This is a genomic window from Blautia sp. HA8986 (assembly GCF_056504635.1).
The window spans coordinates 529,776-551,960 of record NZ_JBWLUQ010000003.1 but is presented as its reverse complement, the minus strand read 5'-3'; the positions used below and the strand labels follow the sequence as shown (position 1 = coordinate 551,960).

Below are 22,185 nucleotides of genomic sequence, written 5' to 3'. Positions count from 1 at the left end.
CTTATTTCATCAATCTTCGCAGGACGCTTTACACGGATTATCAAAGCTAGGATTAAAAGCATAGAAATTTTTTGCATCCAGCTGTTCCTGAACAGAACGAAGTGCCTCACCAAAACGCTGGAAATGCACAACTTCTCTTGCCCGAAGGAAACGGATCGGGTCAGCAACCTCCGGAATATTTCTTACCACACGGAGGATATTATCATAAGTGGAGCGTGCTTTCTGCTCTGCTGCAAGGTCTTCAAACAGATCCGTGATCGGATCACCCTTGCTCTGGAATTCACAGGCATTAAACGGCACTCCTCCTGCCGCCTGTGGCCATACTCCCACTGTATGGTCAATATAATACGGTCCAAGTCCGCTGTTCTCGATCTCTTCCATGGAAAGATTCCTGGTCAGCTGATGGACAATGGTGGATACCATTTCCAGATGTGCCAGTTCTTCTGTCGCAACATCATTGAGAACTGCCGCAGTCATCCTGTTCGGAGCAGTAAAACGCTGGGAAAGATAACGCATGGAAGCTCCTATTTCGCCATCCGGCCCGCCGTATTGGCTCATGATAAACTGGGCCAGCTTTGCGTTCGGAGTTTTAATGTTTACAGGATACTGAAGTCTTTTTTCATAATTCCACATAACTTATCTGCATCCTCCTTCCTGTTCCCATGGAAACGGCTGTTCCATCCACTGCCAGGATCTGAGGCAGCTGTCGTTTGCTGTATCAACAGTCAGCGGCCCGTGGAGTTCTGCGTATTTTTTCAGAAGCTCATTTCTTCTGGCACTAAGTTCACTGAAATATTCCAGCGCCCGTTTTTCATGCGGATGAGTATCCAGGAAAAGAAGAAGGTCATTAATAGCAAAGCTTACCTGATTGATGGACTGCAAAAGTTCTTTTTTCGAAGCACAATTCTCATTTCCAGTCATTATCTGCGTCCTCCTCTCCTGCCACAAAATGGCTTGCAAAGTTCCGGAAAGATCGTTCCGACCTGAAGAGCCTTTTGAAGTTCAAAAGTAGGTGCAAACTCCTGGCATGGTACATAAGCCATGGCCGGAACCAGATGCTTCAGATGAGAATACATTTCCTGAGACGGCTTGATTCCCGGCATTTTGCAGCTGCAGCCTTCTTTCTGATCTTTCTGATTATTCATGCAGCTGCTGTTCTGTCTGCTGCAGTTTTGCATATCTGAAGATGAACGATCATTGCGGGGAAAAGACGTATTATTCATTCCACATGTATAATTATACGGTCTGCACCCCGAACGATTCATCTGAAATCGATCCATAAGCGAATTCCTTTCATTCATGATCACGGTATATTTTATGATATTTTTTCCAATATGTGAAAATCCCCTTCCTCTTCTTTTTCAAAAAACATTCTTTCCTTCATAAATCTCTATGTTTCTATCATTTTTTTCAATAAATAGAAGAAAATATTACTGTTTAAAAATCCTGGTTACAGTGCTATAATATCCTTGCCTATTTTTACACTGATAGGCATTTTTACTTATGATTGTAGCCCTAGCCGGCTATTGAAGGAGGAAATTATGCAGGTAATTATTGTAGGCTGCGGCAAAGTTGGCAGAAACCTTGCAGAGCAGCTTCAGGCAGAGGATATTGATATTACTCTGGTCGACATTGTCGCCGATAAGATCAATGATCTCTGTGAAAATATCGACGCTATGGGAATCGTCGGTAATGGTGCCAGCATCAATACTTTAATGGAGGCAGGCGTTGACACTGCGGATATCCTGATCGCAGTAACTGCATCTGACGAACTGAACCTTCTCTGCTGCCTGATCGCACAGAAGGCCAACCACTGTCAGACTATCGCCCGTGTCCGAAACCCAATTTATGGAAAAGAAATCGGCTTCATCAAAGAACGTCTTGGTGTTACCATGATCATTAACCCGGAGCTTGCCGCTGCACAGGAAATCTCACGACTTCTCCGTTTTCCATCAGCAATCAAGATCGACACCTTTGCACGTGGCCGTGTAGAGCTTCTTAAATTCAAGGTTCTTCCGGAATTTAAGCTTGACGGAATGAGTGTATCTCAGGTTTCCGACACTTTCCGCAGCGATATCCTTGTCTGCGCTATCGAGAGTCCTGACAATGTATCCATTCCCGGCGGTGATCACATCATCCACAACGGTGATATGGTTTCCATCCTGGCTTCCCCGCTGAATGCAGCAAGCTTTTTCCGCAAGATCGGCCTCAAGACCAATCAGGTCAAGAACTGCATCATCGTAGGTGGTGGAACCATTTCCTATTATCTTACCCTTGCACTTCTTGATATGAAAATCGATGTCAAGATCATCGAGCAGAACAAAGAACGCTGTGAGCATTTAAGCGAGCTGCTTCCTGAAGCAACCATTATCAACGGTGATGGAACAAACCGTTCTCTCCTTCTTGAAGAAGGACTTACAGAATCCGAATCCTTTGTCACCCTTACCAATCTGGATGAGGAGAATGTTTTCCTTGCCCTTTTTGCCAAAAGTATCTCCGATGCCAAGCTGATTGCCAAGGTCAACCGTCTGGAATTCGATGATGTCATTGATACGCTTGATATCGGAAGCATTATTTATCCCAAGAACATCACTGCTGATTATATCCTGCAGTATGTTCGTGCCACACAAAATAGTATCGGAAGCAATGTGGAAACTCTTTATCATATACTGGACGGCAACGCAGAAGCCCTGGAATTCGCCATTCGTGAAGAATCCCAGGTGACAGATATTCCTCTTGCAGACCTGAATCTCCGCAAAAATCTTCTGGTCGGCTGTCTTAACCGTAACGGTCGTATCCGCATCCCCCGTGGTCAGGATACCATTCAGGTCGGTGACACTGTTATCATTGTTACTACACACAAAGGCCTCCGTGACATCACAGATATTCTTGCGTAGAAAAGGTACCGAAAAATGAATTATTCGATTATTGTTTATATACTGGGATGGATCATGAACGTAGAAGCTGTATGTATGCTGCTTCCCGGAATCACAGCTCTGATCTACCGCGAAAAAGCCGGCATCGCTTTTCTGATCACAATACTGGCATGCCTGGCTGTCGGCGTTCCGCTGGTCAGCCGCAAACCCACAAAAAAAGCTTTTTATGCACGTGAGGGTCTTGTGACAACAGCACTCAGCTGGATCGTCCTCAGTATTGTAGGTGCTGTGCCCTTTGTGCTCAGCAAAGCTATACCCAACCCTATTGATGCTTTTTTTGAGATTGTTTCCGGATTTACCACGACCGGTTCCAGTATTCTCTCCGATCCTTCACAGATGCCTTACTGTATTAATATCTGGAGGTGTTTTTCCCACTGGATCGGTGGTATGGGAGTTCTTGTATTTATCCTGACACTGCTGCCGCTGGCAGGCGGTTATCACATGAACCTTATGAAAGCAGAGAGCCCTGGTCCTTCTGTAGGCAAATTGCTGCCGAAAGTTCAGGCAACTGCAAAAATTCTCTATAAGATTTACATTGCCCTGACTGTTGTTCTGATCATACTTCTGCTTCTTGGTGGCATGCCTCTTTATGACAGTCTCTGTGCAGCCTTTGGTACTGCCGGAACCGGCGGCTTTGGCATCAAGGCAGACAGTATGGGAAGCTACAGCTTATATATACAGATTGTGATCACAGTATTTATGATCCTGTTCGGTGTCAACTTCAATGTCTACTTTCTGCTCCTTACAAAAAAGTTTTCACAGGCACTGAAGTCCGAAGAGGTTCGCTGTTATTTTATTGTTATCATTGCTTCCGCACTGATGATCACCTTCAATGTGCGTCATCTGTTCAACAATGTATGGGAAGCACTTCAACAGAGCTTTTTCCAGGTGGGTTCCATTATCACAACTACCGGTTATGCTACCACGGATTATAACCAGTGGCCCGCGGTATCCAGGACGATTCTGGTGCTGCTCACATTCTGCGGAGCATGTGCAGGCAGTACAGGCGGAGGAATTCAAAATCTCCCGTCTTCTGCTCCTTGCAAAATCTGTTCGTAAAGAACTGCATCTTTATCTGCACCCCAATGCAGTAAAGAAGATTAAAATGGATGGAAAAGCAGTATCCCATGAGGTCATGCGTGCCACAAACATCTATATGATCGTGTATCTGATGCTTATGGCTGCATCCATTTTTATCATCAGTTTCGATGAATTTGACCTTGTGACAAACTTTACAGCAGTTGCCACTACTTTAAATAATGTAGGTCCTGGTCTTTCTCTGATTGGTCCTACGGGAAATTTCGGAATCTTTTCTCCGTTATCCAAGCTTGTGCTTTCTTTTGATATGCTTGCAGGACGACTGGAGCTGTTCCCCATTTTAATCCTTTTCCTTCGGGAGACATGGAAGAAATTCTGATGTTGAAAGGCCATGTAAAGCAGTGTTTAAATTCTCTGTTTTACATGGCTTTTATCTTTTAGCGTCATATTCTGCTTATTTTGCGTCACAAATCACATTTTTTCACATTTTTTTCAAATGGTATTCACATTTTTTTCACATTTATCCTGTATATTATTATCCATAGAAAGCGATGAGCTTTCTATAAATATTTTTCTTTTTCATACGCGCCGGTACGAAAGTACCGGCCTCCTTCCATTTATGGGATATTTTTTTCTACTCCCTCGTAATCGAAATCAGGAATAAAGCTTTCTGAGGCTGTTTCCCCTTCCTGTATGAATCCGTTTTTTATTCCCATATCTACTGCAGCATCCAGAACTTTTTCGTATTCTCTTTTTGTTACTTTTCTGTTTAATTCCTTACAGGAATCGAATGTACGGACTGGTGTGTACTGGTTCATGATGCTGATATAAATATTGTCACCATAAGTTTCGTGAAGATATTTCAGTACTTTTACGGAATTTCTTGTATGTCCCGGCAGAATCAGATGGCGGACTATGGTTCCCTTTCGGATATAGCCATCCTCACCGAATTCACATTTACCAGTCTGACGCACCATTTCTCCAATAGCTGCTTTCGCTGTTTCCGGGTAATCGGCCGCATGGGAGAACTTTTGTGCAAGCTCTGATTCCATATATTTCATGTCCGGAAGATATACATCCACATACCCTTCCAGAAATTTTAATGTCTCAAGCTTTTCATATCCGCTGGAATTATATACTACCGGCAGATCCATTCCTTTCTCTCCGGCCATGTCAAGAGCCTGCACGATCTGCGGTACGTAGTGGGCTCCTGTTACAAGATTGATATTGGCAGCACCTTTTTCCTGCAGCTCCAGAAATATCTCACTGAGGCGTTCCACTGTTATCGGAAGCCCTCTGCTTCCAATGGCAATATCATGATTCTGGCAGAAGCAGCACCGAAGCCCACATCCTGAGAAGAAAACCGCACCGGAACCTTTTTTTCCTGAAATGCAGGGTTCTTCCCACATATGAAGGGCTGCTCTTGCAAGATAGATTGTACTGTCCACACCACAGAAACCTGTTTTCCTGCTGTTTCTGTCTGCTTTACAGTTTCTTGGACAAAGGGTGCAGGAAGACAAGCTCGCTGCTGAAGTTTTTATGGACGTTGTTTTTATTTTATTTGTTAATTCTTTTGTTATTATTCTGTTATCCAAAGTCAATTTAATATCTCCTGTTTACTATATCAACACAATTTTTTTATAGTTTATCACACTGCTTCCGGTATTCTCAAGTGATCAAAATCCATTTCATTACTGTTCCCTACATGGCCAATAGCATACCTCACGATCATCTCCAAAATGCCCCGCAAAATATGGTCAGTGAACAGTATCCCCTTATTTACACTCCATCCCCATTATAGTACAATAACAGTATTCACGGAAATTATCGGAATTTCATGAAATCTTAAGATTTTTACCCCTTTCGTCTTAATTTGGCGCTGCTATTCTAACATCATCAGGGAGGTACAAAAAAGTGGCTAATATACTTGTTTGCGATGACGATAAAGCCATCGTGGAAGCAATCGAAATCTATCTCACACAGGAAGGCTATCATATTCTGAAAGCCTATGACGGGCAGGAAGCACTGGATATCCTGAATACCCAGGCCATTGATCTTCTTATTATCGACATCATGATGCCCCGGCTTGACGGCATCCGGGCAACTGTAAAAATCCGTGAGAGCAATCCGCTTCCGATCATCATCCTGTCTGCCAAATCCGAAGATACCGACAAAATCCTCGGACTAAACATCGGTGCAGACGACTATATCACAAAACCATTCAATCCTCTGGAGCTCATCGCCAGAGTGAAATCCCAGCTGCGGCGCTACACACAGCTTGGTGCTGCAGCACCGACTCCATCGGAGCACATCTACACAACAGGAGGTCTCACAGTAAACGACGACAAAAAAGAGATCCTGGTAGACGGCGAACCGGTACGCCTGACACCTATTGAATACAACATTCTCCTTCTCCTCATGAAAAACCAGGGACGCGTTTTTTCCACCACTCAGATCTATGAGAGCATCTGGAATGAAGACGCCCTGGCTGCAGACAACACCGTTGCCGTCCATGTCCGACACATTCGTGAAAAGATTGAGATCAATCCCAGGGAACCACGTTATCTGAAAGTTGTCTGGGGCTTAGGCTACAAAATTGAAAAACTTAGCCGGTAGGTTCACCGGCACATGAAGTCCTCATACTTCAGAAAGGGGTATTATGAACACACCTGAACATACAAAACGCAGCAGCTCTTTTTCGCGCGTTCTCGCTCTTATTCTTGGACTTTTCCTACCACTGGTCATAGTCTTTTCAGGTATACTGGCGATTCAGGCAGGAATCCACATGGGCTCCCTCAATGATCTGAAAACAAAGGATTATTTCCAGTCTTCAACGTTTTATGATGATTTTTATTCAAAAGCTTCTGATATTTTGTGTGGTATCTCTGCACAGGAAATTCTGAATGCAACAAACGAAAACACCTGTATCGACCTTGGCGAACTTTATAACGGGGATACGCTCACCTTTAAAAACACCTCCGGTCTTGCCTATTCTTTCAAAGAGCTCAGGGAATGGAGCTTACAGGATATTCATTACAGTGATGACTGGATCGTTCTGAGTCTTACCACACCGGAAAAAGAGACCAAATATATGTACTACTCAGATTTTGTAAAAGCCCTGAATACCGGCTCTCTGCAATTAAATGCCGCTTCCGGGGCTCTGAAAGCTGAGGAAATCTCCCAGGGCGAGTGGACAGACCGAATTCTTTCCTCCCTGAAATCAGAATACGCTGATTACGGCATTGCATCACAGGAGCCTCTGAAAAATATCACAGATAAAAACGGAAATATAGTCTACACAGATGTTGCAAATGCACTTACTCCGGTTTTTGAGATTCACTGTGCCCCTGAAGGCTATGACAGCCTCCTTGACTATATGAATTCAACCTCAGCAAAAACCCGGAATTTTAAAGGTACTCTCACAGATGCTTTGGAACAGCTGGATAATGTGCGGGAGCTTTTTTCCGACTGGACATCATCTTCCCAGACATTAGATTCGTACAGCAGCAATAAATCCAACATTCGTTATGCCTATACCAATAACACCACCAAAGAAATTTATACAAATACAGATGCAGCATATTCGTCCGACCTGACCGGAATTTCCGGTTTTTCCAACAAGAAACCATATGTTCAGCTCAATGTCAATGACACTGCTGCAAACGAAAAAGATGCACAGAACGGTCTTACAAATCTGAATATTTCCGATAATGCAAGTCATTCTGTTGCCGAATGGATAAGCCTTCTCAGAACCTCCACATATGATGATAATTGCAGTTTCCTGGCCTGGATCGACGATACCAGCCTTCCTGTAGATGATTCCATCCGGACTGCACAGCAAAATTTCCGGTATTGCCGGACAGCTTTTATCCCGGCAGCTGTAGTTTGTATATTTAGTGTCCTGCTCTTTCTCATAGATTTCATCTGGCTTACTGTCCATACCGGCAGAAAAGGTTCTGCTGACGGCAGTTCAGAAACACACCTGAACGCTTTTGACAAAATCTATACGGAAATAGCAGCAGGACTTGTATGTATTCCGGCTCTTGGTGTATTCATCACAGGAATGAATCTCCTGTACAGCACATATAACGAAATTGTCTCCGCCATCATTGCAGGCCTGATTGTTTTCCTGATCTCCTGCCTGTTCTGGATCGGTTACTTAAGTCTGGTACGGCGTATCAAGGCCCGCACTCTCTGGAAAAACAGTCTCTTACGAAAATGCCTGCATTTTCTTGGACTGGGCTTTCATAAAACCGGTGATCTGATCCTGTTTTTTTCCAGAAATACGATCAGCAGGATCCGCATGGTACTGGGGCTTGGAGTATTTCTTTTTCTTGAATTTTTCCTCAGTGTCATGATTCCTGCATCTGATGGATGGTTTCTGATATTTTTTCTGCTTTTCGCACTGGATCTGGGAGCTTTCTTCTGGATGTACAAAGTTGCACTTGGACGGGAACTTCTCCTTGACGGACTGAAACGGATCACGGGCGGCGAACTTTCCTACAAGATTCCGGAAGAAAATCTTCGCGGTGATCAGAAAGAAATGGCCCGATATATCAATCGTATCGGCAAAGGTCTCGATGCAGCCGTGGAAAAAAGCCTCAAAGATGAGCGTATGAAAACAGAGCTGATCACCAATGTTTCCCACGACCTGAAAACACCGCTGACTTCCATCATCAATTATGTGGATCTTCTGAAAAGAAAAAATTTCACTGATCCGGAAGTTCTCAATTATCTTGAAATTCTGGATTCCAAGGCACATCGCCTGAAAAGTCTGACTGAGGATGTTGTAGAAGCTTCCAAAGCAAGCACCGGCAACCTTTCCCTGGAAATGGCTGATCTGGATTTTATAGAAATGCTTTATCAGGTAATGGGCGAATTCGAAGAACGTTTTTCAGAACATCATCTGATGCTGATGACCCATTTCCCGGACTCTCCTGCCATAATTTATGCAGACGGACGGAGAATGTGGCGCATCCTTGAAAATCTTTTTGGTAATATTCTGAAATATGCCATGGAAAACACCCGTGTCTATGCGGAGGTACTTCTTCAAAACAATATGGTTATCTTCACGCTGAAAAATATTTCTGCACAGCCATTAAACATTCCTGCTGAAGAACTGACCGAACGTTTCATCCGCGGCGATGTTGCCAGAAATACCGAAGGAAGCGGACTCGGCCTTTCCATTGCCCAGAGCCTTACTGAGCTTCAGGGAGGAAAATTTGAGCTTTATCTGGACGGAGACCTTTTTAAAGTATGCCTGAAATTCCCCATGAAAAAGAAATCAGAGCCAACATCATCTGATATGCTTATCAAATCAGAACATGACGAATGTTCTTACAGCATTTAGCTGTCAAAGAACATTCGTTATTTTTTTATTTGCTAAATAGCGACATCACAGGGGGCGTAGTTCACAACTACGCCTTTTCTTGTATTCACCGACACATCGGGTGTCGGCAAAGGAAGTGCGCTTGGAATCTCGATGGTGCCCACGCAGTTGTAGTGAATGCGGAGCCGCTGCTCCCATACACCATTGACCTTTTCTGCATTGAACACTTCGATTTTTTCCACCAGTTCATTCAGCATCCGGGGTGTCAGCTTTTTTGCTCTGGTGTACTTGCGAACCAGACTGATGAACATATCCGTTGTCATAGTACGGCTGCTCTGCTTTTCGATTTCGGAGCGGAGCTGTTTGATTTTCTCGGTCAGCTCCTTTTGCTCGTCCTCATATCTCCGGGACATTCTGGAAAAGCGTTCGTCAGAGATTTTGCCGGAAACATTGTCCTCATAGATGCGCTCAAAGAGGCCGTCCAGTTCTTCATCACGGGCAAGGAGTGCTTTCAACTCTTTCTCTTTCAGCTTGCGGTCGGCTTCGTCCGCCTGCTGGGAGTGCCCGATAACAGCCTTCAAAAAGTCGTCCTCATAGAGGCTGGCAAACTTGGTCAGCCGCCGAATTTCGCCCAGCACCACTTCTTCCAGAAAGTCTACACGGATGTAATGGGTGGATTGGCAGGTACCACGGTTGCCCTTGTAGTTGGAGCAGTTGAAATACTTGATTTCCGGGTTGCCCTGATTGAAGTGGAAGTGCAGATTGCAGCCGCAGTCTGCGCAGACAAGTAAGCCGGAGAACATATTGTGTTCTCCGTTGCTGGTACGGCGTTTGCGCATCTTTCCACGCTTCTGCTGTACCTGTTCAAACACGGCACGTTCAATAATGGGTTCGTGAACATTTTGGAACACCACCCAATTTTCCGGGTCGTTATGAATCCGCTTCTTGTTCTTGTAGGACTTGGAGTAGGTTTTGAAGTTCAGAACATCACCACAATACTCCTGCTGGTACAGAAGATGGGTAATCGTGGAGCCATTCCACTTGGTAGCGGGCCGTATCTTGCTCCTTCCGGGACGGCCGATGCCTTTCTGAATCCAGTAGGCCTGCGGCGTCAGGATGCCTTCCTTTTCAAACTGGGTGGCAATCTGTTCCGTGCCAAAGCCCTCCAACGTCATATCAAAAATGCGCCGGACAACTTGTGCAGCTTCTTCATCAATGACCCAATGCTTGGGATTGTTCGGGTCCTTGATATACCCATAGGGCGGAAGTCCCATCGGTTCGCCGGAGTTGCCTTTGATTTTATTACTGATACGGCGTTTCTTGCTGATGTCGCGGGCATACCACTCATTGAACAGGTTTCGGATGGGTGCCAGTTCGTTTTCTCCCTCGGCCGTGTCGATGTTGTCCGAAACGGCAACAAGTCGGATGTCATGGTCCGGGAAAAATTCTTCTGTCAGCCGTCCGACCTCAATATAGTTTCGGCCCAGACGGGAAAGGTCTTTGACGAACACAGCGGCGGCTTTCCCTTGTTCAAGTTGCTGCATCATTTCAACGAAACCGGGACGGTTCATGGTCACGCCGGAAATGCCATCATCCAGAAAGTGAACCAGATTGGTATAGCCTTTTTCCTTTGCAACTTTGGTGAGCAGTTTCTTTTGGTTGACGATGCTGTAACTCTCGCCCTCCAAATTATCATCACGGGAAAGACGCTCATAGAGAAAAGCGGTTGCTTCACGGGATTTCTTGTTACTCGACTGTTTCATACTCGCTCCTTTCTTGGGACAGTCGAATAGCAAATTTACTTGTACACCTATATTATAACACAATCCGCTTTCTCTGTCCGCTGCCTCCCGAAAGGTCATTATAATTTTTCGCTTTCGGATTTCATCAGCCGGAGAAGAACTTCTCCTAAGGTCTGGGAGCTTTCTTCTTTGAACACCGGCTCAACGATAAAGGAGCGATTGCCAATACGATAAGTCGAATCCAGAGTAAGCATCTCTGGATTTTTTGTTTTTTCAGGGTTTGTCTTTTTCGCTTGCATCGTAAAAATCCCCTTTCTTAAAAATCAAAAAATAAGCCAACGGATGGCTGCTGGCAGCAGCCCACGGGAATCTCACCCCTGCATTCCTCATGCAGCCCTACTCATTGCCTGCGACGCTCTGAACGCTCGGACTTTGACGGCAAGGGAGTATCAGCCTGCCTGTATGTCATGGCCCGCAAGCAGCCGCACTTGCATTGCGGCGTGGTGGTGATCGCTCCACTTTTCAAAGAAAAGCATCGTGGCGCACCCGCCGTCCGGCTCGATACAGACAGCAACGTATCCGTTTGCCCTATGATGCACCGCCGTTATCTTGCGGGCTTTCTTTATCAAGGAACAATAAGGCTTTGTCAGCCTGTAAAAGCATACCGTTTCCGATATGCTTTTACGGAACGACAAACAGCCCATAACGGGAAGCGTGGAAAGGGGTACACGCTCCCCGCATGGGCTAAAAGATTATCCTACATGAAAAGCAAGGGCGCGGGTAATAAGGCGCACTTGCAGCCTGTTACGCATTTCCTCGTCCACATAGGAATAGGTATTGCCCGCGTCGTCTTTCAGCGTGCGGGTACAAAGTTTCGCTATGTAACCCTCGTAGTGCTTCAAGATCGCGCACATGGCGGTTGTGTCGCCGTTTGCCGCTGCGGAAATGACAGGGAACGGCAACAGATTTTCAGACTTCCTAACGGTATTCATCATCTGCTTTTCCCTCCAAATACTGTTTGATTTTCGCAAGCGCGGATTTCCTGTGCCGGAAAACCGTCGTGCGTACAACATTCAGCAGTTCGCCAATTTCCGCGTCGCTCATATCCAAGAAGTAGGACAAAAGGATAATGTCGCGTTTCCTTTCGGGCAAAGCGTTAAGGGCTTCGGCAAGCAGTTCATTTTTGACGAGTACATCAAAGCCGGACACTTGAAAACGGAAATAATCGCTTTCGTATTCGTCCGTTGTGAAAAGCTGCGCGAGTTCGCTTTCGCTCAAATCCGAAAAAGTAACTTCGCGTGCTGCGCGTTTCGCAAGAGTGCGGCGGTGGCTTTTCGCTTCGCCGACCAAAGTTTTCTTTGCTAATGCGTCGTACTGATGTTGTATTCTTTCCTTGTCGGAAGAAGATAGCTCCATAGAGTTCACCTCCTTCCCGCGTGGAGTAGAGGACGGGAGTTAAGGGCTTGTCCTCTCTGCCCCTTTCGCTCCGTACCCGTTCGGGAGATGGCTCTTGAGTGCGCTTTTCAGAAAAAAGTTGAAAAAAGCAAAATGCGCCCGTCCGCAAGACGCGGACGGGCGCAAAGGAAATGTAAGCAGTAGCTAAATGTATTGACAGTTCACATTCATAGCCGGAATATCCCGCTTGCGGAGCATAGCTTTTTTTGACCGCAAAGCATTAGGCGGGTTACAGTAAATAAAAATGGACACGGCGATACCTCCCCGATACCGCCGTATCCTTAAAAAAGGGCGACTTTAATACACTACCCGCAATCCATTCTATAATAGGGAACAGCGGCTTTTGCGCAATATTAAATAAAAAAGCCGATAACACATAGGTTTTTTGACCTAATGCGTTATCGGCTCTGCGTCTATGCGTCTGGCACTTTTAATCATTTTTTTTTGAATTTATTATATGTGTTAGCTAACTGTCCACAAGCCGCGTTAATCTCTCTGCCATGAGAAACTCTCATAGTAACTTCAAGTCCTGCTTGCTCTAATTGATGTTTGAATGCAACTATTTCCCGTTTCTGTGGTGCTTTAATTCTTGAATTGCTTGTTGGGTTGTATTGTAACACGTTAATCATAACTTTTTTGCCCCGAAACCATTTTGCAAGTTGTCTTACATCTGAGGGCCGGTCATTTATACCCGGTAAAAGCAAATACGCAAAGACAATTTTGCGATTATGCCTTTCAGAATAGGATAAGGCTTGCTTAACAACATCTTCAATAGCATATATGCGCATGTGAGGAATAATACGATTTCTTGCAGATTGTGTTGCTGCGTGTAAAGATATTGTCAACTGAATTTTAAGATGTTCCTCGCGCAATTTTTTTAATTGATCGACCGGACCAACTGTTGATATGGTAATGCCGTCGGTTGGAAAGTTGAGCCCATATCTATCTCGGAGAATATGGATTGCTTTTATCAAGTTGTCATAATTGAATAAAGGCTCTCCCATACCCATAAAAACGATACGGTTTACTTTTCGACGCAACAATATAATCTGTTGTACGATTTCTGACGATGTTAGATTACGAACAAAGCCATTTCGCCCGGACTCACAAAAAATACAACCAACAGGACAACCGACTTGTGTGCTCACGCAAACAGTTCCACCATCTCGCCGCTTGATAAAAACCGTTTCAATGTATTTGTTGTCTTTCAGTTCGTAAACATACTTTTCAGTATCACTGCTTTTGCAAATATTTTTTACCAACATTGATAGATTTTTTTTGCGTGGTAATTGCTTATATAATTCTTCATATAAGGCTTTTGCTTCATTCTCGCCAATAACTTCCGACATTTCTTTGTAAGTAAATCCGTATGGATCATTCCGTACTTCCGCAGGCGTATATTTAGGTAAACGTTTCATTTTTATATCCTTTCTTCTAAATAATAAAAGTTTGTTTTTCTGTATTTTTGATTACAATCTCTAATTTTTCTACATCAATGATATGCGTCAATTTGCATTTAGGGCAGAAAAGAGGAAAATCTTTTAATACAGTATTATGAAATACTTGAACTCTCGTCTTTCCGTTACAAATCGGACATTTTATCCAATATTTTTTAAGCATTATATTTCACTCGTCCTTTTTACACAAAAAAATGCAGGTCAATCATCAACATGAGCATTGACCTGCATTTATAATGCACAGAGCAGTACAACAAAACTAAGGCATAGCTTGCACTATGTCTATACTATATCTATACGTCGTTAGTTTTTTGTATAGCATCCGCAAAATAAGCATGACAAAAAAGCCCATGTTGAAAATGGGAAAATCCTTTTTTTCAATGCTTATCTAATACGCATGCTATGCAACATAAACGCCGCCTCCTTTTACATAAATTTTATTTTATCAGAAAATCAGTCTACTGTCAATACACAACAGGAAGTATTTAACCTAATGATATGAATTGTGTGGACATATCCAAAAAGAAAGGTGAACTGTAAAATGTAACAGGGTGAATGAAAATGGCAAAAAGACCCGTACCATTGTACGACTTTAAGGCTTTCGGGGCAGCTATAAAAGCCGCGAGAAATGAATACGGCGAGAGCCGCAAAAAGGTAAGCGACGAGTTATATATTTCCCCGCGCTACCTTGCGAATATCGAGAACAAGGGACAACAGCCGAGTTTACAGGTATTCTATGACCTTGTAACCCGGTATCATATTTCGGTAGATCAATTTTTCTTCCCGAACAGCAATGCGGAGAAATCCACCGGGCGGCGGCAGCTTGACGCGCTGCTGGACGGTATGAGCGATAAAGGCATACGGATTGTAACCGCAACAGCAAGGGAGATAACGGAAGTCGAAAAAGCAGAGGATTAACCTCACAATATGAGAAATCGGGAGATTGCAGCGCATGGCGGCTGCAATCTTTTTTTGCGTCCAAAATCAAAGGAACGCGCAACAAATACCGCCTTTCGGTGGGGGTATGGAGTAGATAGCAAGCATAGGGAGTGTAGCCACTCCCGGCAAAAATGCTTGCTGGGGAGTACCCCAGACCCCCAAGAAACGAGGTGAAACTATGACGAACCGAACCCGAAAAATTGTTCTGCGTGTTCCAGTGACGCCGGAGGAACGGGAACTTATCCGGCAGAGGATGGCTCTGCTGCACACACGGAATTTTTCTGCATACGCCCGGAAGATGCTGATAGACGGATATGTTGTCCACATCGACACCACCGACATCCGGGCGCAGACCGCCGAATTGCAGAAGATTGGTGTCAACGTCAATCAGATCGCACGGCGGCTGAACAGCATGGGGCCGCTGTACACACAAGATATTGCGGACATCAAGGGAGCATTGGCGCAGATATGGCAATTACAAAGATACATCCTATCAAGTCAACGCTGAAAAAGGCACTGGACTATATCGAGAATCCGGCCAAGACCGATGAAAAAATGCTGGTGTCCTCCTTTGCCTGCGCCTATGAAACCGCCGACATCGAATTTGAACTGCTGTTGTCACAGGCCATGCAGAAAGGCAACAATCTGGCCCACCACCTGATACAGTCTTTTGCGCCGGGAGAAACCACGCCGGAGCAGGCCCACCAGATTGGTCGGCAGCTTGCAGATGAAGTCCTGCAAGGCAAATACCCGTATGTACTGACCACGCACATTGACAAAGGGCACGTCCACAACCACATCATCTTTTGCGCTGTGGACATGGTGAATCAGCGCAAATATGTTTCTAACCGGCAGAGCTATGCCTACATCCGGCGCATCAGCGACCGGCTGTGTAAGGAACATGGCCTGTCCGTGGTAATGCCCGGCCAAGACAGGGGCAAGAGCTATGCCGAGTGGGACGCGCACCGCAAGGGCACGAGTTGGAAGGCAAAGCTGAAAGCCGCCATAGATGCAGCCATCCCGCAGGCCAAGGATTTTGACGATTTTCTGCTGCTCCTGCAGGAGCAGGGCTACGAGGTCAAGCGTGGCAAGTATGTTTCGTTCCGTGCACCCGGACAGGAACGGTTCACCCGCTGCAAAACGCTGGGCGAAGCCTACACCGAGGAAGCTATCACCGAGCGCATCAAAGGGCGGTTTGCGGAGCGGAAGCCCAAAGAAAACCATAAAATTTCGCTGCGGATTGATTTGGAGAGCAGCATCAAGGCCCAGCAGTCCGCAGGGTATGAGAAGTGGGCAAAACTCCACAATCTGAAACAGGCTGCCCGGACGCTGAACTTCCTGACGGAGCATGAAATTGATAGTTACCCGGATTTGGAAAGCCGGGTGGCCGAGATCACCGCCGCCAGCACCGAAGCTGCCGCCGCATTGAAAGCAGCAGAGCGCCGACTTGCTGAAATGGCCGTGCTGATAAAGGATGTCACCACCTGTAAGGAACTGCGCCCACTGGTGCAGGAATATCAGCAGGCTGCTGACAAAAAGCAGTTCCGGCGCAAGCACGAAGGCACCTTGATTCTCTATGAGGCCGCAGCCAAGGCCCTGAAAGAGCAGGGCTTCCCAAAACTGCCTGACCTCTACGCCCTGAAAGCCGAGTATAAGCTATTGGCCGAGCAGAAAGACCAACTGCAACAGCAGTACGCCGAAGTCAAACGCCAGATGCAGGAGTATGGCATCATCAAGCAGAATGTGGACGGCATCCTACGGACAACGCCGGGAAAGGAGCAGATGCAGGAACGGTAAATTTGCACAAAATATTGTTCGGATTTTTGAACCACAAACGCTTAGACCGGGTGGCGTTTCCATCCGAAATCATGTAAAATAGAACTAGACAACGAAAGCGAGGAACCCTCTATGGCAGAAGTGAACGATAACAGCTCTATCCAGCTTTTTGAAGATCAGAAAATCCGCACTGCATGGGATGCAGAAAAGGAAGAATGGTATTTTGCCATCGTTGATGTGATTGCTGTTCTGACTGACAGCGCAGACCCACAGAACTATTGGCGCGTTCTAAAAAAGCGCCTTAAAGACGAAGGAAATGAAACCATTACAAATTGTAATGGTTTGAAAATGACCGCTCCTGACGGCAAAAAGCGCAAAACGGATGTCGCTAACACTGAACAGCTCCTGCGCATCATCCAGTCAATCCCATCTCCGAAAGCTGAACCGTTCAAGGCATGGCTGGCAATGGTAGGCAAAGAACGCATTGAGGAAACAATCGACCCGGAGCAGGCCATTGACCGTGCGCTTGATACCTATTTGAAGAAAGGCTACTCCGAAGAATGGATTCACCAGCGGCTTTTGGCAATCCGTATCCGAAACGAACTGACAGACGAATGGAAGAAGCGCGGGGTGCAAAAAGGCAAGGAGTACGCCATCCTGACCGATGAAATTTCCCGCGCATGGTCTGGCATGACCACAGGGCAGTACAAGCGGCTGAAAGGCCTGACAAAAGAAAATCTCCGGGACAACATGACCGATTTGGAACTTGTTTTGACGATGCTGGCCGAAGCCTCCACCACGGATATTTCCAAGACTGCAAAGCCGCAGACCTTTGAAGAAAACAAGCAGGTTGCCAAACGCGGCGGCAAGGTGGCCGGCATTGCGCGGCAGGCACTTGAAGCGGAAACCGGCAAGCCCGTTATTACAGAAAAAAATGCGTTTGACTTCCAGCAGCTTGTGACCGACGTTGTAGAAGATGCCGCCGAACTGCCGGAAAATCCCACCGAGAAAAAAGATAAAGACTGATACATGAAAAATAGCCGGACACAGCAGCCACAAGGCTACCGTGTCCGGCTATTTCTGTGTTGCCAATGGCACATTACTTTCTCTAAAAATAATGTGTCATTGTCGAGCTGGCGGTATCACTCACCCGCAAAATCGAACCTCTGTCCATCGAAGTCGGCGTCCGTCATGCGCTCTAACTTTGCAATAGTTCCATTCGCCAACCGCCGCATTTCCGTGTCCATGTCCGGCAGTGCGGCCATCATCCGCGCCATCGTCCGGCGGCGGTCAGAAGTGTGGTACATACAGATCAAATTTTCTTCTTCCACGCTAAAATTCATAGTCAGACCTCCATTTCGTACTGTTTTCCGCGGGCCGATGCCTTTATCGGGCTGGCGGTCTGTTTCGTTTCGGAAAGCTGCTTGCGGACGGAAGCACGGGGCTTACGGATGCCCTTATTCCGATTCTCGTTTTTGTCAATCAGCGCGTAGATGCCAAAACGGTCTTTTACGCTGGACAGATGTAAAGATTTATACGGTAGCATGGCAAGCAACTGGTCCGTATCCAGACTGGATGCCAGTTTGGTGAAGTAGGGCGATACCTCCACCATAAAACGATTCTTGTCCGGGCTGTTGGGAGCAGCCAGCCGCTTCATATCTGCCGCGATACGCTGCGTCTCGGCCTCGATCAGCCCGGTGTGCAATGCCGCAAGGTGTTCTTTGAAATCACCGGGCTGTGCAGATTCCCGGCTGCGCTGCTCCTGACGGATGGCCGCTTGCAGAAGTTCCGGGTCACGGGGCTGCATTTCATACCGCACGAACTCCCCGAAATATTTGTCCGGGCGACTGTCGAAATGCTCTTTCGGGCCAATCTCCCGCATCCCGCTTTCGTAGATCAGACGGTTGGCACCCACGGGCAGGGCGGCTTCCCGGATGTGCTGGAAATGCTGCTGATAGTCCAATTCATACAGATTGCCTTGCACGGTTCCGTTGGCTATGCCGGTCAGCTCTACCGCATAGGCAAGAATCCTGTCATGGGTCTGTTCACCGCAAAATTTCCATGTATTGTAGGCTTGGGTATCTTCGAGCAGCACATCCCGTTCCCGGAAGCAGAATGTTCCAGAGGGCCGGGACAGCCACAACAACAGCTTATCTTCCGGCTGGTCGCTGCGGGCTGCTTCCCGCAGCATCTTGATGTCAAAGGCAAAATCGCTCTGATAGTATGCGGTGTTCTGGTGCATAATGGCTTCCAGCGCAGCGATCACATCCATATTTTCAAATTTTTGCACGGCTTATACCTCCAATTCCTTTGTCTTTTCCCGTGGCGGCGTTTGCCTGCTCTGCTCCTTTTTTGCGGCATCCAGCTGTGCCCTGATGGATGGCTTTTTCGGCTTGGCCGTGTGGGACTTCTTGGCTTTTGGTGCCTTTTCTTCGGCCTTGACTGCGGCGGCAAGGTCCGTCAGAGAGATTTGTTCTCCGGCTTTTGCTTTGGCCTCCAACTCGCCCAGAGAGGGCGCATTGTTCAGCACACCGTCAATCATATTTTCGTTTTGTTCCGTGGAAAGCTCTGCGGTGCGCAGCGGATTTTCTCGCAAGAACTCTGGCACCTGCTGGAAGCCCACACTATCGCAGTAGTGAGCGGTATTTTGTCCGTTCTGGTGCAGCACCACCACATCCGAAACGGACAGCGAGTGTCCCTTAAAGTCTGCCGGATGATCCACATTGAATGTGCGGTAGATGTCCTCCAACGTGGTGCCAGCAGTCAGCGGTGCGGCGTATACTTCCGTATAGTTGGCCTTATCCACGGTCAAACCGGCAGCCTGCAGGCGGTCGTAGGGCTCAAAACGGTAATCGCGGGTGGAATCTTCATTGCGCAGCTGGTAGATGGAAAAGCTGTCCTGCTGCGGTGCTTCAAAGCCTGCCGCTGCGTATTCCTCTACGGTCATTCCAGCAGCGGCCGCTTCCTGCTCGATCTCGGCCTGTACCTGTGCCTTATAGTCCTGCAAGGTCTGGTCAAAGTCGGCCAGCTTGGGCGGTTCCGGCAAGTTGTACTGGCCTTGGTTGAGCAGTGGGCGGCAGTCCTGCACATAGGTCACAACAGCGTTGTAATGGGCAGCCTGTTCCGGCGAAATGTTCTGTCCCTCTCGCAAAGCGGCGGTGGCTGCCTGCTCCATGGCCGAAAGATTGCAATGTTGTTTGAGGTACGGGATAAACTCGGTCAGCACCATTTCCCGCTCTGCCTTGTCTTGTTCCCACGCTTCCGGGCCTTTGTTATGCAGAACAAAATTTTTCCAGTTCTCGTCTTTGGCGTAGTATTCGTGGTAGCTCTGGATGTGCTGAATCAGGGAACCCTCTCCGTCACCAAAATCCTGCCGTCCCTCGTAGTTATCCGGCTGGCCGTTCATAGTAAAGTCAATACGGAAGGCTGTTTTGTCGTACCAGCCGCCCGTGTAGCCGTCCTTTTCCCGGTCCGTGTGCTGGGCGGTGTCCAGTTCTTCAAAAACACGATTCGCCACGGACAGCGGCATGGTTTCGCCGTCCTGCAGCTTGTCGCTTTCGCTCCACAGAATTGTGACCGTAGGCTCTGCGGATAAATCTGGCACAGCGGCCTTTTCTGCTACCGGGGCAGAAAGTTCATTGGCTTTTTCGGTTGCCTCTTGAAACGCTGCCAGTTTATCACCCAACAGGACTTCCGACACTGCGGCTGTCTGCCCCAGCAGGTTAAGCGCTTCCTGCCCGGCATCCGGCAGGGTCAAACCGGGTGCGTCCAACTGCCCGCCGTCCAGAGCTTTATTGTCCGGGCCGTACAGGGTGTAGTCATAGCCGGAATCACAGGTCTGGATGAACAGGGTACTGCCGTTATCCAATGCAAATGCGGCCTCCTGTGCAGCGGAAAGGTCTGCTTCCCGCTGCTGGCGAAGTTCTGCTAGATGTTCGTCCAGCGCGGAGATCAGCTCATGGGCCGCACTGCGAATAATTTCCAGAGAGGCTTTCAGTTCGGCCAGTTCCCGGCCCGAACTCCACCCAGCTACATAGCCAAAGGAATACTCGGACGTGTCCAGCCCGTAATGCTGGCAGACGGCATAGGCCACGCTTTCGGCCTGCACCTCGCGGGTGCGGCTGTCCGGGCGGTTGGCCTGTTCCGGGTCGTCTGGGTCGATGGTGTGCAGCTTTGCATGGGCAATTTCATGGATAGCCGTCTTGATGGTCTGTAACTGGCTCATGCCCTCTTGGATGGCAATGCGGTTGTCGAGCAGATGAAAGTACCCGTGCGCCCCGCCCTCGATGTCCTCAAACCCGATGGGCACCGGGGATGACTGCTCCAATGCCTTGAAAAAATCTTGGTAGTCCTGCACGCTGCCGGACAGTTCATTCACCGCGATAGAGGGCAGCGGTTCGCCCTCGGTCTGGCTGACATCGAACACAGACACCACCTTGAACGCCGGAATCTGCACCGTTTTTTCCTCAGTCAGCGGCTTGCCGTCCTTGTCCAGAATCGGCTTACCCTGTTCGTCCCGCTTTTCCATCTTCTGCTTGACCTTGTACGGCGCAGGGGCCAGAATTTTGATGCCTTTTTCGCCTTTCTTTACGGTGCGGTGGAATGTGTCTTTCCACTTGTTGAAGCCGGCCACCAGCTGCCCGCCCTGCATGGCGATCAGCAAGGTGTTGTTGAAGCTGTAATTGTGGAATTTCGCCATCGTGGTGAGGTAGGCTTTGTAGCGGTCGCTGTCGAACAACTGCTGAATGCCTGTTTCCAGCCGGTCCGTGATTTCTTTCATCCGTTCTACGCTGTCTTTGCCGTTTAGGATAATGGGAATAACTTTCTGCGGTTCCGTTTCAGGCTGAACAGGCGGCGGGATGTTGGCCGAATCTCGCAAAACTTCCGGCGCAGGAAAGGACAGCACCCGGTATTCCTCCGGCACGGGCTGGCCCTCGTGGACTTTCTGCCACTCGTCCCCGCTTTTGACAAGGTAGCCGTACTGGGTGAACGCACCCTGTTCCTGCTGGGCCACATACCGGCCGAACTGCGCCGTGTCGATGCCGCCTTTCCATTCTTCCGGCATATCCACCATGCCGGAGCGATTCAGGTAGTAATCTCCCAGCTGGGCAGGCCCGTGCACATCCGGCAGATGCACATAGTAGTCCACGTTTTCGGGAAAGTCGGTGATTCTCCCGATGCTGGAAAGCTCACTCTGCGGGGCTTGCAGGGCGGCGTTCAACTCTGCGCGTTCCCCGGTAGAGAGTGTTTCCAGTCGTGATGCCAGAAAGTTCAGTTCGTCCACATTGGATGCCAGCACCATGTTATAAGGAATTGCAAAGCGTTTTTCTTCCTCGGCAAAGTAGCCAGAAATGAAAAGGCCCTGCGGATTATCGGACGAAATGCCGATTTGCCGCAGGGCCGCTTGTACCTGTTCGGTTGTGGTGGGCAGGTCTAGCCAGACACCATCCCTGCCTTGCTGCTGCCGATTTTGTAGCTGGATGGAAAATAATTCGCTCATTTGGTCACACTCC

General features: G+C 47.6%; 20 protein-coding genes and 1 pseudogene. 8 read left to right on the top strand and 13 right to left on the bottom strand.

All coding sequences use genetic code 11. From position 1 onward, the window contains the following. Positions 1 to 9 precede the first annotated feature (9 nt). Genes AC04Q4_RS17290 through AC04Q4_RS17280 form a run of 3 tightly spaced genes read right to left on the bottom strand, consistent with a single transcriptional unit; the run spans position 10 to position 1,145 of the window. The gene (locus AC04Q4_RS17290; protein ID WP_173756003.1) at positions 10 to 633 is read right to left on the bottom strand and encodes a manganese catalase family protein; all 624 of its coding nucleotides are present in this window, start codon (positions 631 to 633) and stop codon (positions 10 to 12) included. Between the two features lie 3 nt (positions 634 to 636). After that, positions 637 to 921, bottom strand: coding sequence for a spore coat protein CotJB (locus tag AC04Q4_RS17285; RefSeq protein ID WP_173756002.1), 285 nt, complete (start codon positions 919 to 921; stop codon positions 637 to 639). Then, positions 921 to 1,145 (bottom strand): spore coat associated protein CotJA, encoded by a 225-nt coding sequence (locus AC04Q4_RS17280; RefSeq protein ID WP_243097162.1) that lies wholly within the window; start codon positions 1,143 to 1,145, stop codon positions 921 to 923. Before AC04Q4_RS17280 ends, AC04Q4_RS17285 begins: the two co-directional genes overlap by 1 nt. 396 nt (positions 1,146 to 1,541) lie before the next feature. On the opposite strand from AC04Q4_RS17280, the gene trkA reads away from it, so the two are divergent. Then, positions 1,542 to 2,897: a Trk system potassium transporter TrkA gene (trkA, locus tag AC04Q4_RS17275; RefSeq protein WP_173737494.1), complete on the top strand. Its 1,356-nt coding sequence runs from the start codon at positions 1,542 to 1,544 to the stop codon at positions 2,895 to 2,897. 15 nt (positions 2,898 to 2,912) lie between these two features. Next, positions 2,913 to 4,353: pseudogene (locus tag AC04Q4_RS17270) on the top strand (TrkH family potassium uptake protein). Between the two features lie 238 nt (positions 4,354 to 4,591). Here AC04Q4_RS17270 and AC04Q4_RS17265 read toward each other — a convergent pair. Then, a complete protein-coding gene (locus AC04Q4_RS17265) occupies positions 4,592 to 5,422 on the bottom strand; it encodes a radical SAM protein (protein WP_347708305.1) in 831 nt (276 codons plus the stop codon). A 466-nt stretch (positions 5,423 to 5,888) separates the two neighbouring features. Here AC04Q4_RS17265 and AC04Q4_RS17260 point away from each other — a divergent pair, with 466 nt between their 5' ends. Beyond that, the gene (locus AC04Q4_RS17260) at positions 5,889 to 6,590 is read left to right on the top strand and encodes a response regulator (RefSeq protein WP_173737492.1); all 702 of its coding nucleotides are present in this window, start codon (positions 5,889 to 5,891) and stop codon (positions 6,588 to 6,590) included. Positions 6,591 to 6,633: 43 nt separating this feature from the next. Further along, positions 6,634 to 9,324 carry a histidine kinase dimerization/phospho-acceptor domain-containing protein gene (locus AC04Q4_RS17255; RefSeq protein WP_476389377.1) on the top strand — a complete coding sequence of 897 codons (2,691 nt, stop codon included), beginning with the start codon at positions 6,634 to 6,636 and terminating at the stop codon, positions 9,322 to 9,324. A 32-nt stretch (positions 9,325 to 9,356) separates the two neighbouring features. Here AC04Q4_RS17255 and AC04Q4_RS17250 read toward each other — a convergent pair whose 3' ends face one another. The 6 genes from AC04Q4_RS17250 to AC04Q4_RS17225 all read right to left on the bottom strand — a co-directional run bounded on the left by AC04Q4_RS17250 (position 9,357) and on the right by AC04Q4_RS17225 (position 14,120). Then, positions 9,357 to 11,066 (bottom strand): recombinase family protein, encoded by a 1,710-nt coding sequence (locus AC04Q4_RS17250; RefSeq protein WP_476389376.1) that lies wholly within the window; start codon positions 11,064 to 11,066, stop codon positions 9,357 to 9,359. Positions 11,067 to 11,164: 98 nt separating this feature from the next. Then, a complete protein-coding gene (locus AC04Q4_RS17245; protein WP_005927535.1) occupies positions 11,165 to 11,344 on the bottom strand; it encodes a hypothetical protein in 180 nt (59 codons plus the stop codon). A gap of 453 nt (positions 11,345 to 11,797) precedes the next feature. Further along, positions 11,798 to 12,040: a helix-turn-helix domain-containing protein gene (locus AC04Q4_RS17240; protein ID WP_476389375.1), complete on the bottom strand. Its 243-nt coding sequence runs from the start codon at positions 12,038 to 12,040 to the stop codon at positions 11,798 to 11,800. Beyond that, positions 12,024 to 12,461 (bottom strand): sigma-70 family RNA polymerase sigma factor, encoded by a 438-nt coding sequence (locus tag AC04Q4_RS17235; RefSeq protein ID WP_002604474.1) that lies wholly within the window; start codon positions 12,459 to 12,461, stop codon positions 12,024 to 12,026. Before AC04Q4_RS17235 ends, AC04Q4_RS17240 begins: the two co-directional genes overlap by 17 nt. A gap of 473 nt (positions 12,462 to 12,934) precedes the next feature. After that, a complete protein-coding gene (rlmN, locus tag AC04Q4_RS17230) occupies positions 12,935 to 13,918 on the bottom strand; it encodes a 23S rRNA (adenine(2503)-C(2))-methyltransferase RlmN (protein WP_002584956.1) in 984 nt (327 codons plus the stop codon). 16 nt (positions 13,919 to 13,934) lie between these two features. After that, positions 13,935 to 14,120 carry a cysteine-rich KTR domain-containing protein gene (locus AC04Q4_RS17225; protein WP_003431289.1) on the bottom strand — a complete coding sequence of 62 codons (186 nt, stop codon included), beginning with the start codon at positions 14,118 to 14,120 and terminating at the stop codon, positions 13,935 to 13,937. A gap of 398 nt (positions 14,121 to 14,518) precedes the next feature. Here AC04Q4_RS17225 and AC04Q4_RS17220 point away from each other — a divergent pair, with 398 nt between their 5' ends. From AC04Q4_RS17220 to AC04Q4_RS17205, 4 genes are all read left to right on the top strand, one after another. Beyond that, entirely contained in the window at positions 14,519 to 14,875 is a 357-nt protein-coding gene (locus AC04Q4_RS17220) for a helix-turn-helix transcriptional regulator (RefSeq protein ID WP_002584957.1), read from the top strand. A 199-nt stretch (positions 14,876 to 15,074) separates the two neighbouring features. After that, positions 15,075 to 15,404, top strand: a complete 330-nt coding sequence (locus AC04Q4_RS17215) for a plasmid mobilization protein (protein WP_186582389.1) — start codon at positions 15,075 to 15,077, stop codon at positions 15,402 to 15,404. Then, positions 15,365 to 16,693, top strand: coding sequence for a relaxase/mobilization nuclease domain-containing protein (locus tag AC04Q4_RS17210; protein WP_476389374.1), 1,329 nt, complete (start codon positions 15,365 to 15,367; stop codon positions 16,691 to 16,693). Before AC04Q4_RS17215 ends, AC04Q4_RS17210 begins: the two co-directional genes overlap by 40 nt. A gap of 111 nt (positions 16,694 to 16,804) precedes the next feature. Continuing rightward, positions 16,805 to 17,698, top strand: a complete 894-nt coding sequence (locus tag AC04Q4_RS17205; RefSeq protein WP_423730360.1) for a BRO-N domain-containing protein — start codon at positions 16,805 to 16,807, stop codon at positions 17,696 to 17,698. A 116-nt stretch (positions 17,699 to 17,814) separates the two neighbouring features. Here the strand turns inward: AC04Q4_RS17205 and AC04Q4_RS17200 are convergent, their stop codons facing one another. Genes AC04Q4_RS17200 through AC04Q4_RS17190 form a run of 3 tightly spaced genes read right to left on the bottom strand, consistent with a single transcriptional unit; the run spans position 17,815 to position 22,172 of the window. After that, positions 17,815 to 18,015 (bottom strand): transposon-transfer assisting family protein, encoded by a 201-nt coding sequence (locus AC04Q4_RS17200; RefSeq protein WP_349935838.1) that lies wholly within the window; start codon positions 18,013 to 18,015, stop codon positions 17,815 to 17,817. 2 nt (positions 18,016 to 18,017) lie between these two features. After that, the gene (locus tag AC04Q4_RS17195) at positions 18,018 to 18,944 is read right to left on the bottom strand and encodes a hypothetical protein (protein ID WP_476389398.1); all 927 of its coding nucleotides are present in this window, start codon (positions 18,942 to 18,944) and stop codon (positions 18,018 to 18,020) included. Between the two features lie 21 nt (positions 18,945 to 18,965). Next, complete coding sequence (locus tag AC04Q4_RS17190; RefSeq protein ID WP_476389373.1) at positions 18,966 to 22,172, bottom strand: YodL domain-containing protein; 3,207 nt, start codon at positions 22,170 to 22,172, stop codon at positions 18,966 to 18,968. Positions 22,173 to 22,185: the final 13 nt, after the last annotated feature.

Bases quoted from the DNA above. Each gene is read 5' to 3' on its own strand.
- AC04Q4_RS17285 (WP_173756002.1), bottom strand. From the start codon at position 921: ATGACTGGAAATGAGAATTGTGCTTCGAAAAAAGAACTTTTGCAGTCC.
- AC04Q4_RS17245 (WP_005927535.1), bottom strand. From the start codon at position 11,344: ATGCAAGCGAAAAAGACAAACCCTGAAAAAACAAAAAATCCAGAGATG.
- AC04Q4_RS17215 (WP_186582389.1), top strand. From the start codon at position 15,075: ATGACGAACCGAACCCGAAAAATTGTTCTGCGTGTTCCAGTGACGCCG.
- AC04Q4_RS17225 (WP_003431289.1), bottom strand. From the start codon at position 14,120: ATGCTTAAAAAATATTGGATAAAATGTCCGATTTGTAACGGAAAGACG.
- AC04Q4_RS17255 (WP_476389377.1), top strand. From the start codon at position 6,634: ATGAACACACCTGAACATACAAAACGCAGCAGCTCTTTTTCGCGCGTT.
- AC04Q4_RS17280 (WP_243097162.1), bottom strand. From the start codon at position 1,145: ATGAATAATCAGAAAGATCAGAAAGAAGGCTGCAGCTGCAAAATGCCG.
- AC04Q4_RS17235 (WP_002604474.1), bottom strand. From the start codon at position 12,461: ATGGAGCTATCTTCTTCCGACAAGGAAAGAATACAACATCAGTACGAC.
- AC04Q4_RS17210 (WP_476389374.1), top strand. From the start codon at position 15,365: ATGGCAATTACAAAGATACATCCTATCAAGTCAACGCTGAAAAAGGCA.
- AC04Q4_RS17190 (WP_476389373.1), bottom strand. From the start codon at position 22,172: ATGAGCGAATTATTTTCCATCCAGCTACAAAATCGGCAGCAGCAAGGC.
- AC04Q4_RS17195 (WP_476389398.1), bottom strand. From the start codon at position 18,944: ATGGATGTGATCGCTGCGCTGGAAGCCATTATGCACCAGAACACCGCA.
- AC04Q4_RS17290 (WP_173756003.1), bottom strand. From the start codon at position 633: ATGTGGAATTATGAAAAAAGACTTCAGTATCCTGTAAACATTAAAACT.
- AC04Q4_RS17220 (WP_002584957.1), top strand. From the start codon at position 14,519: ATGGCAAAAAGACCCGTACCATTGTACGACTTTAAGGCTTTCGGGGCA.
- trkA (WP_173737494.1), top strand. From the start codon at position 1,542: ATGCAGGTAATTATTGTAGGCTGCGGCAAAGTTGGCAGAAACCTTGCA.
- AC04Q4_RS17240 (WP_476389375.1), bottom strand. From the start codon at position 12,040: ATGATGAATACCGTTAGGAAGTCTGAAAATCTGTTGCCGTTCCCTGTC.
- AC04Q4_RS17250 (WP_476389376.1), bottom strand. From the start codon at position 11,066: ATGAAACAGTCGAGTAACAAGAAATCCCGTGAAGCAACCGCTTTTCTC.
- AC04Q4_RS17205 (WP_423730360.1), top strand. From the start codon at position 16,805: ATGGCAGAAGTGAACGATAACAGCTCTATCCAGCTTTTTGAAGATCAG.
- rlmN (WP_002584956.1), bottom strand. From the start codon at position 13,918: ATGAAACGTTTACCTAAATATACGCCTGCGGAAGTACGGAATGATCCA.
- AC04Q4_RS17200 (WP_349935838.1), bottom strand. From the start codon at position 18,015: ATGAATTTTAGCGTGGAAGAAGAAAATTTGATCTGTATGTACCACACT.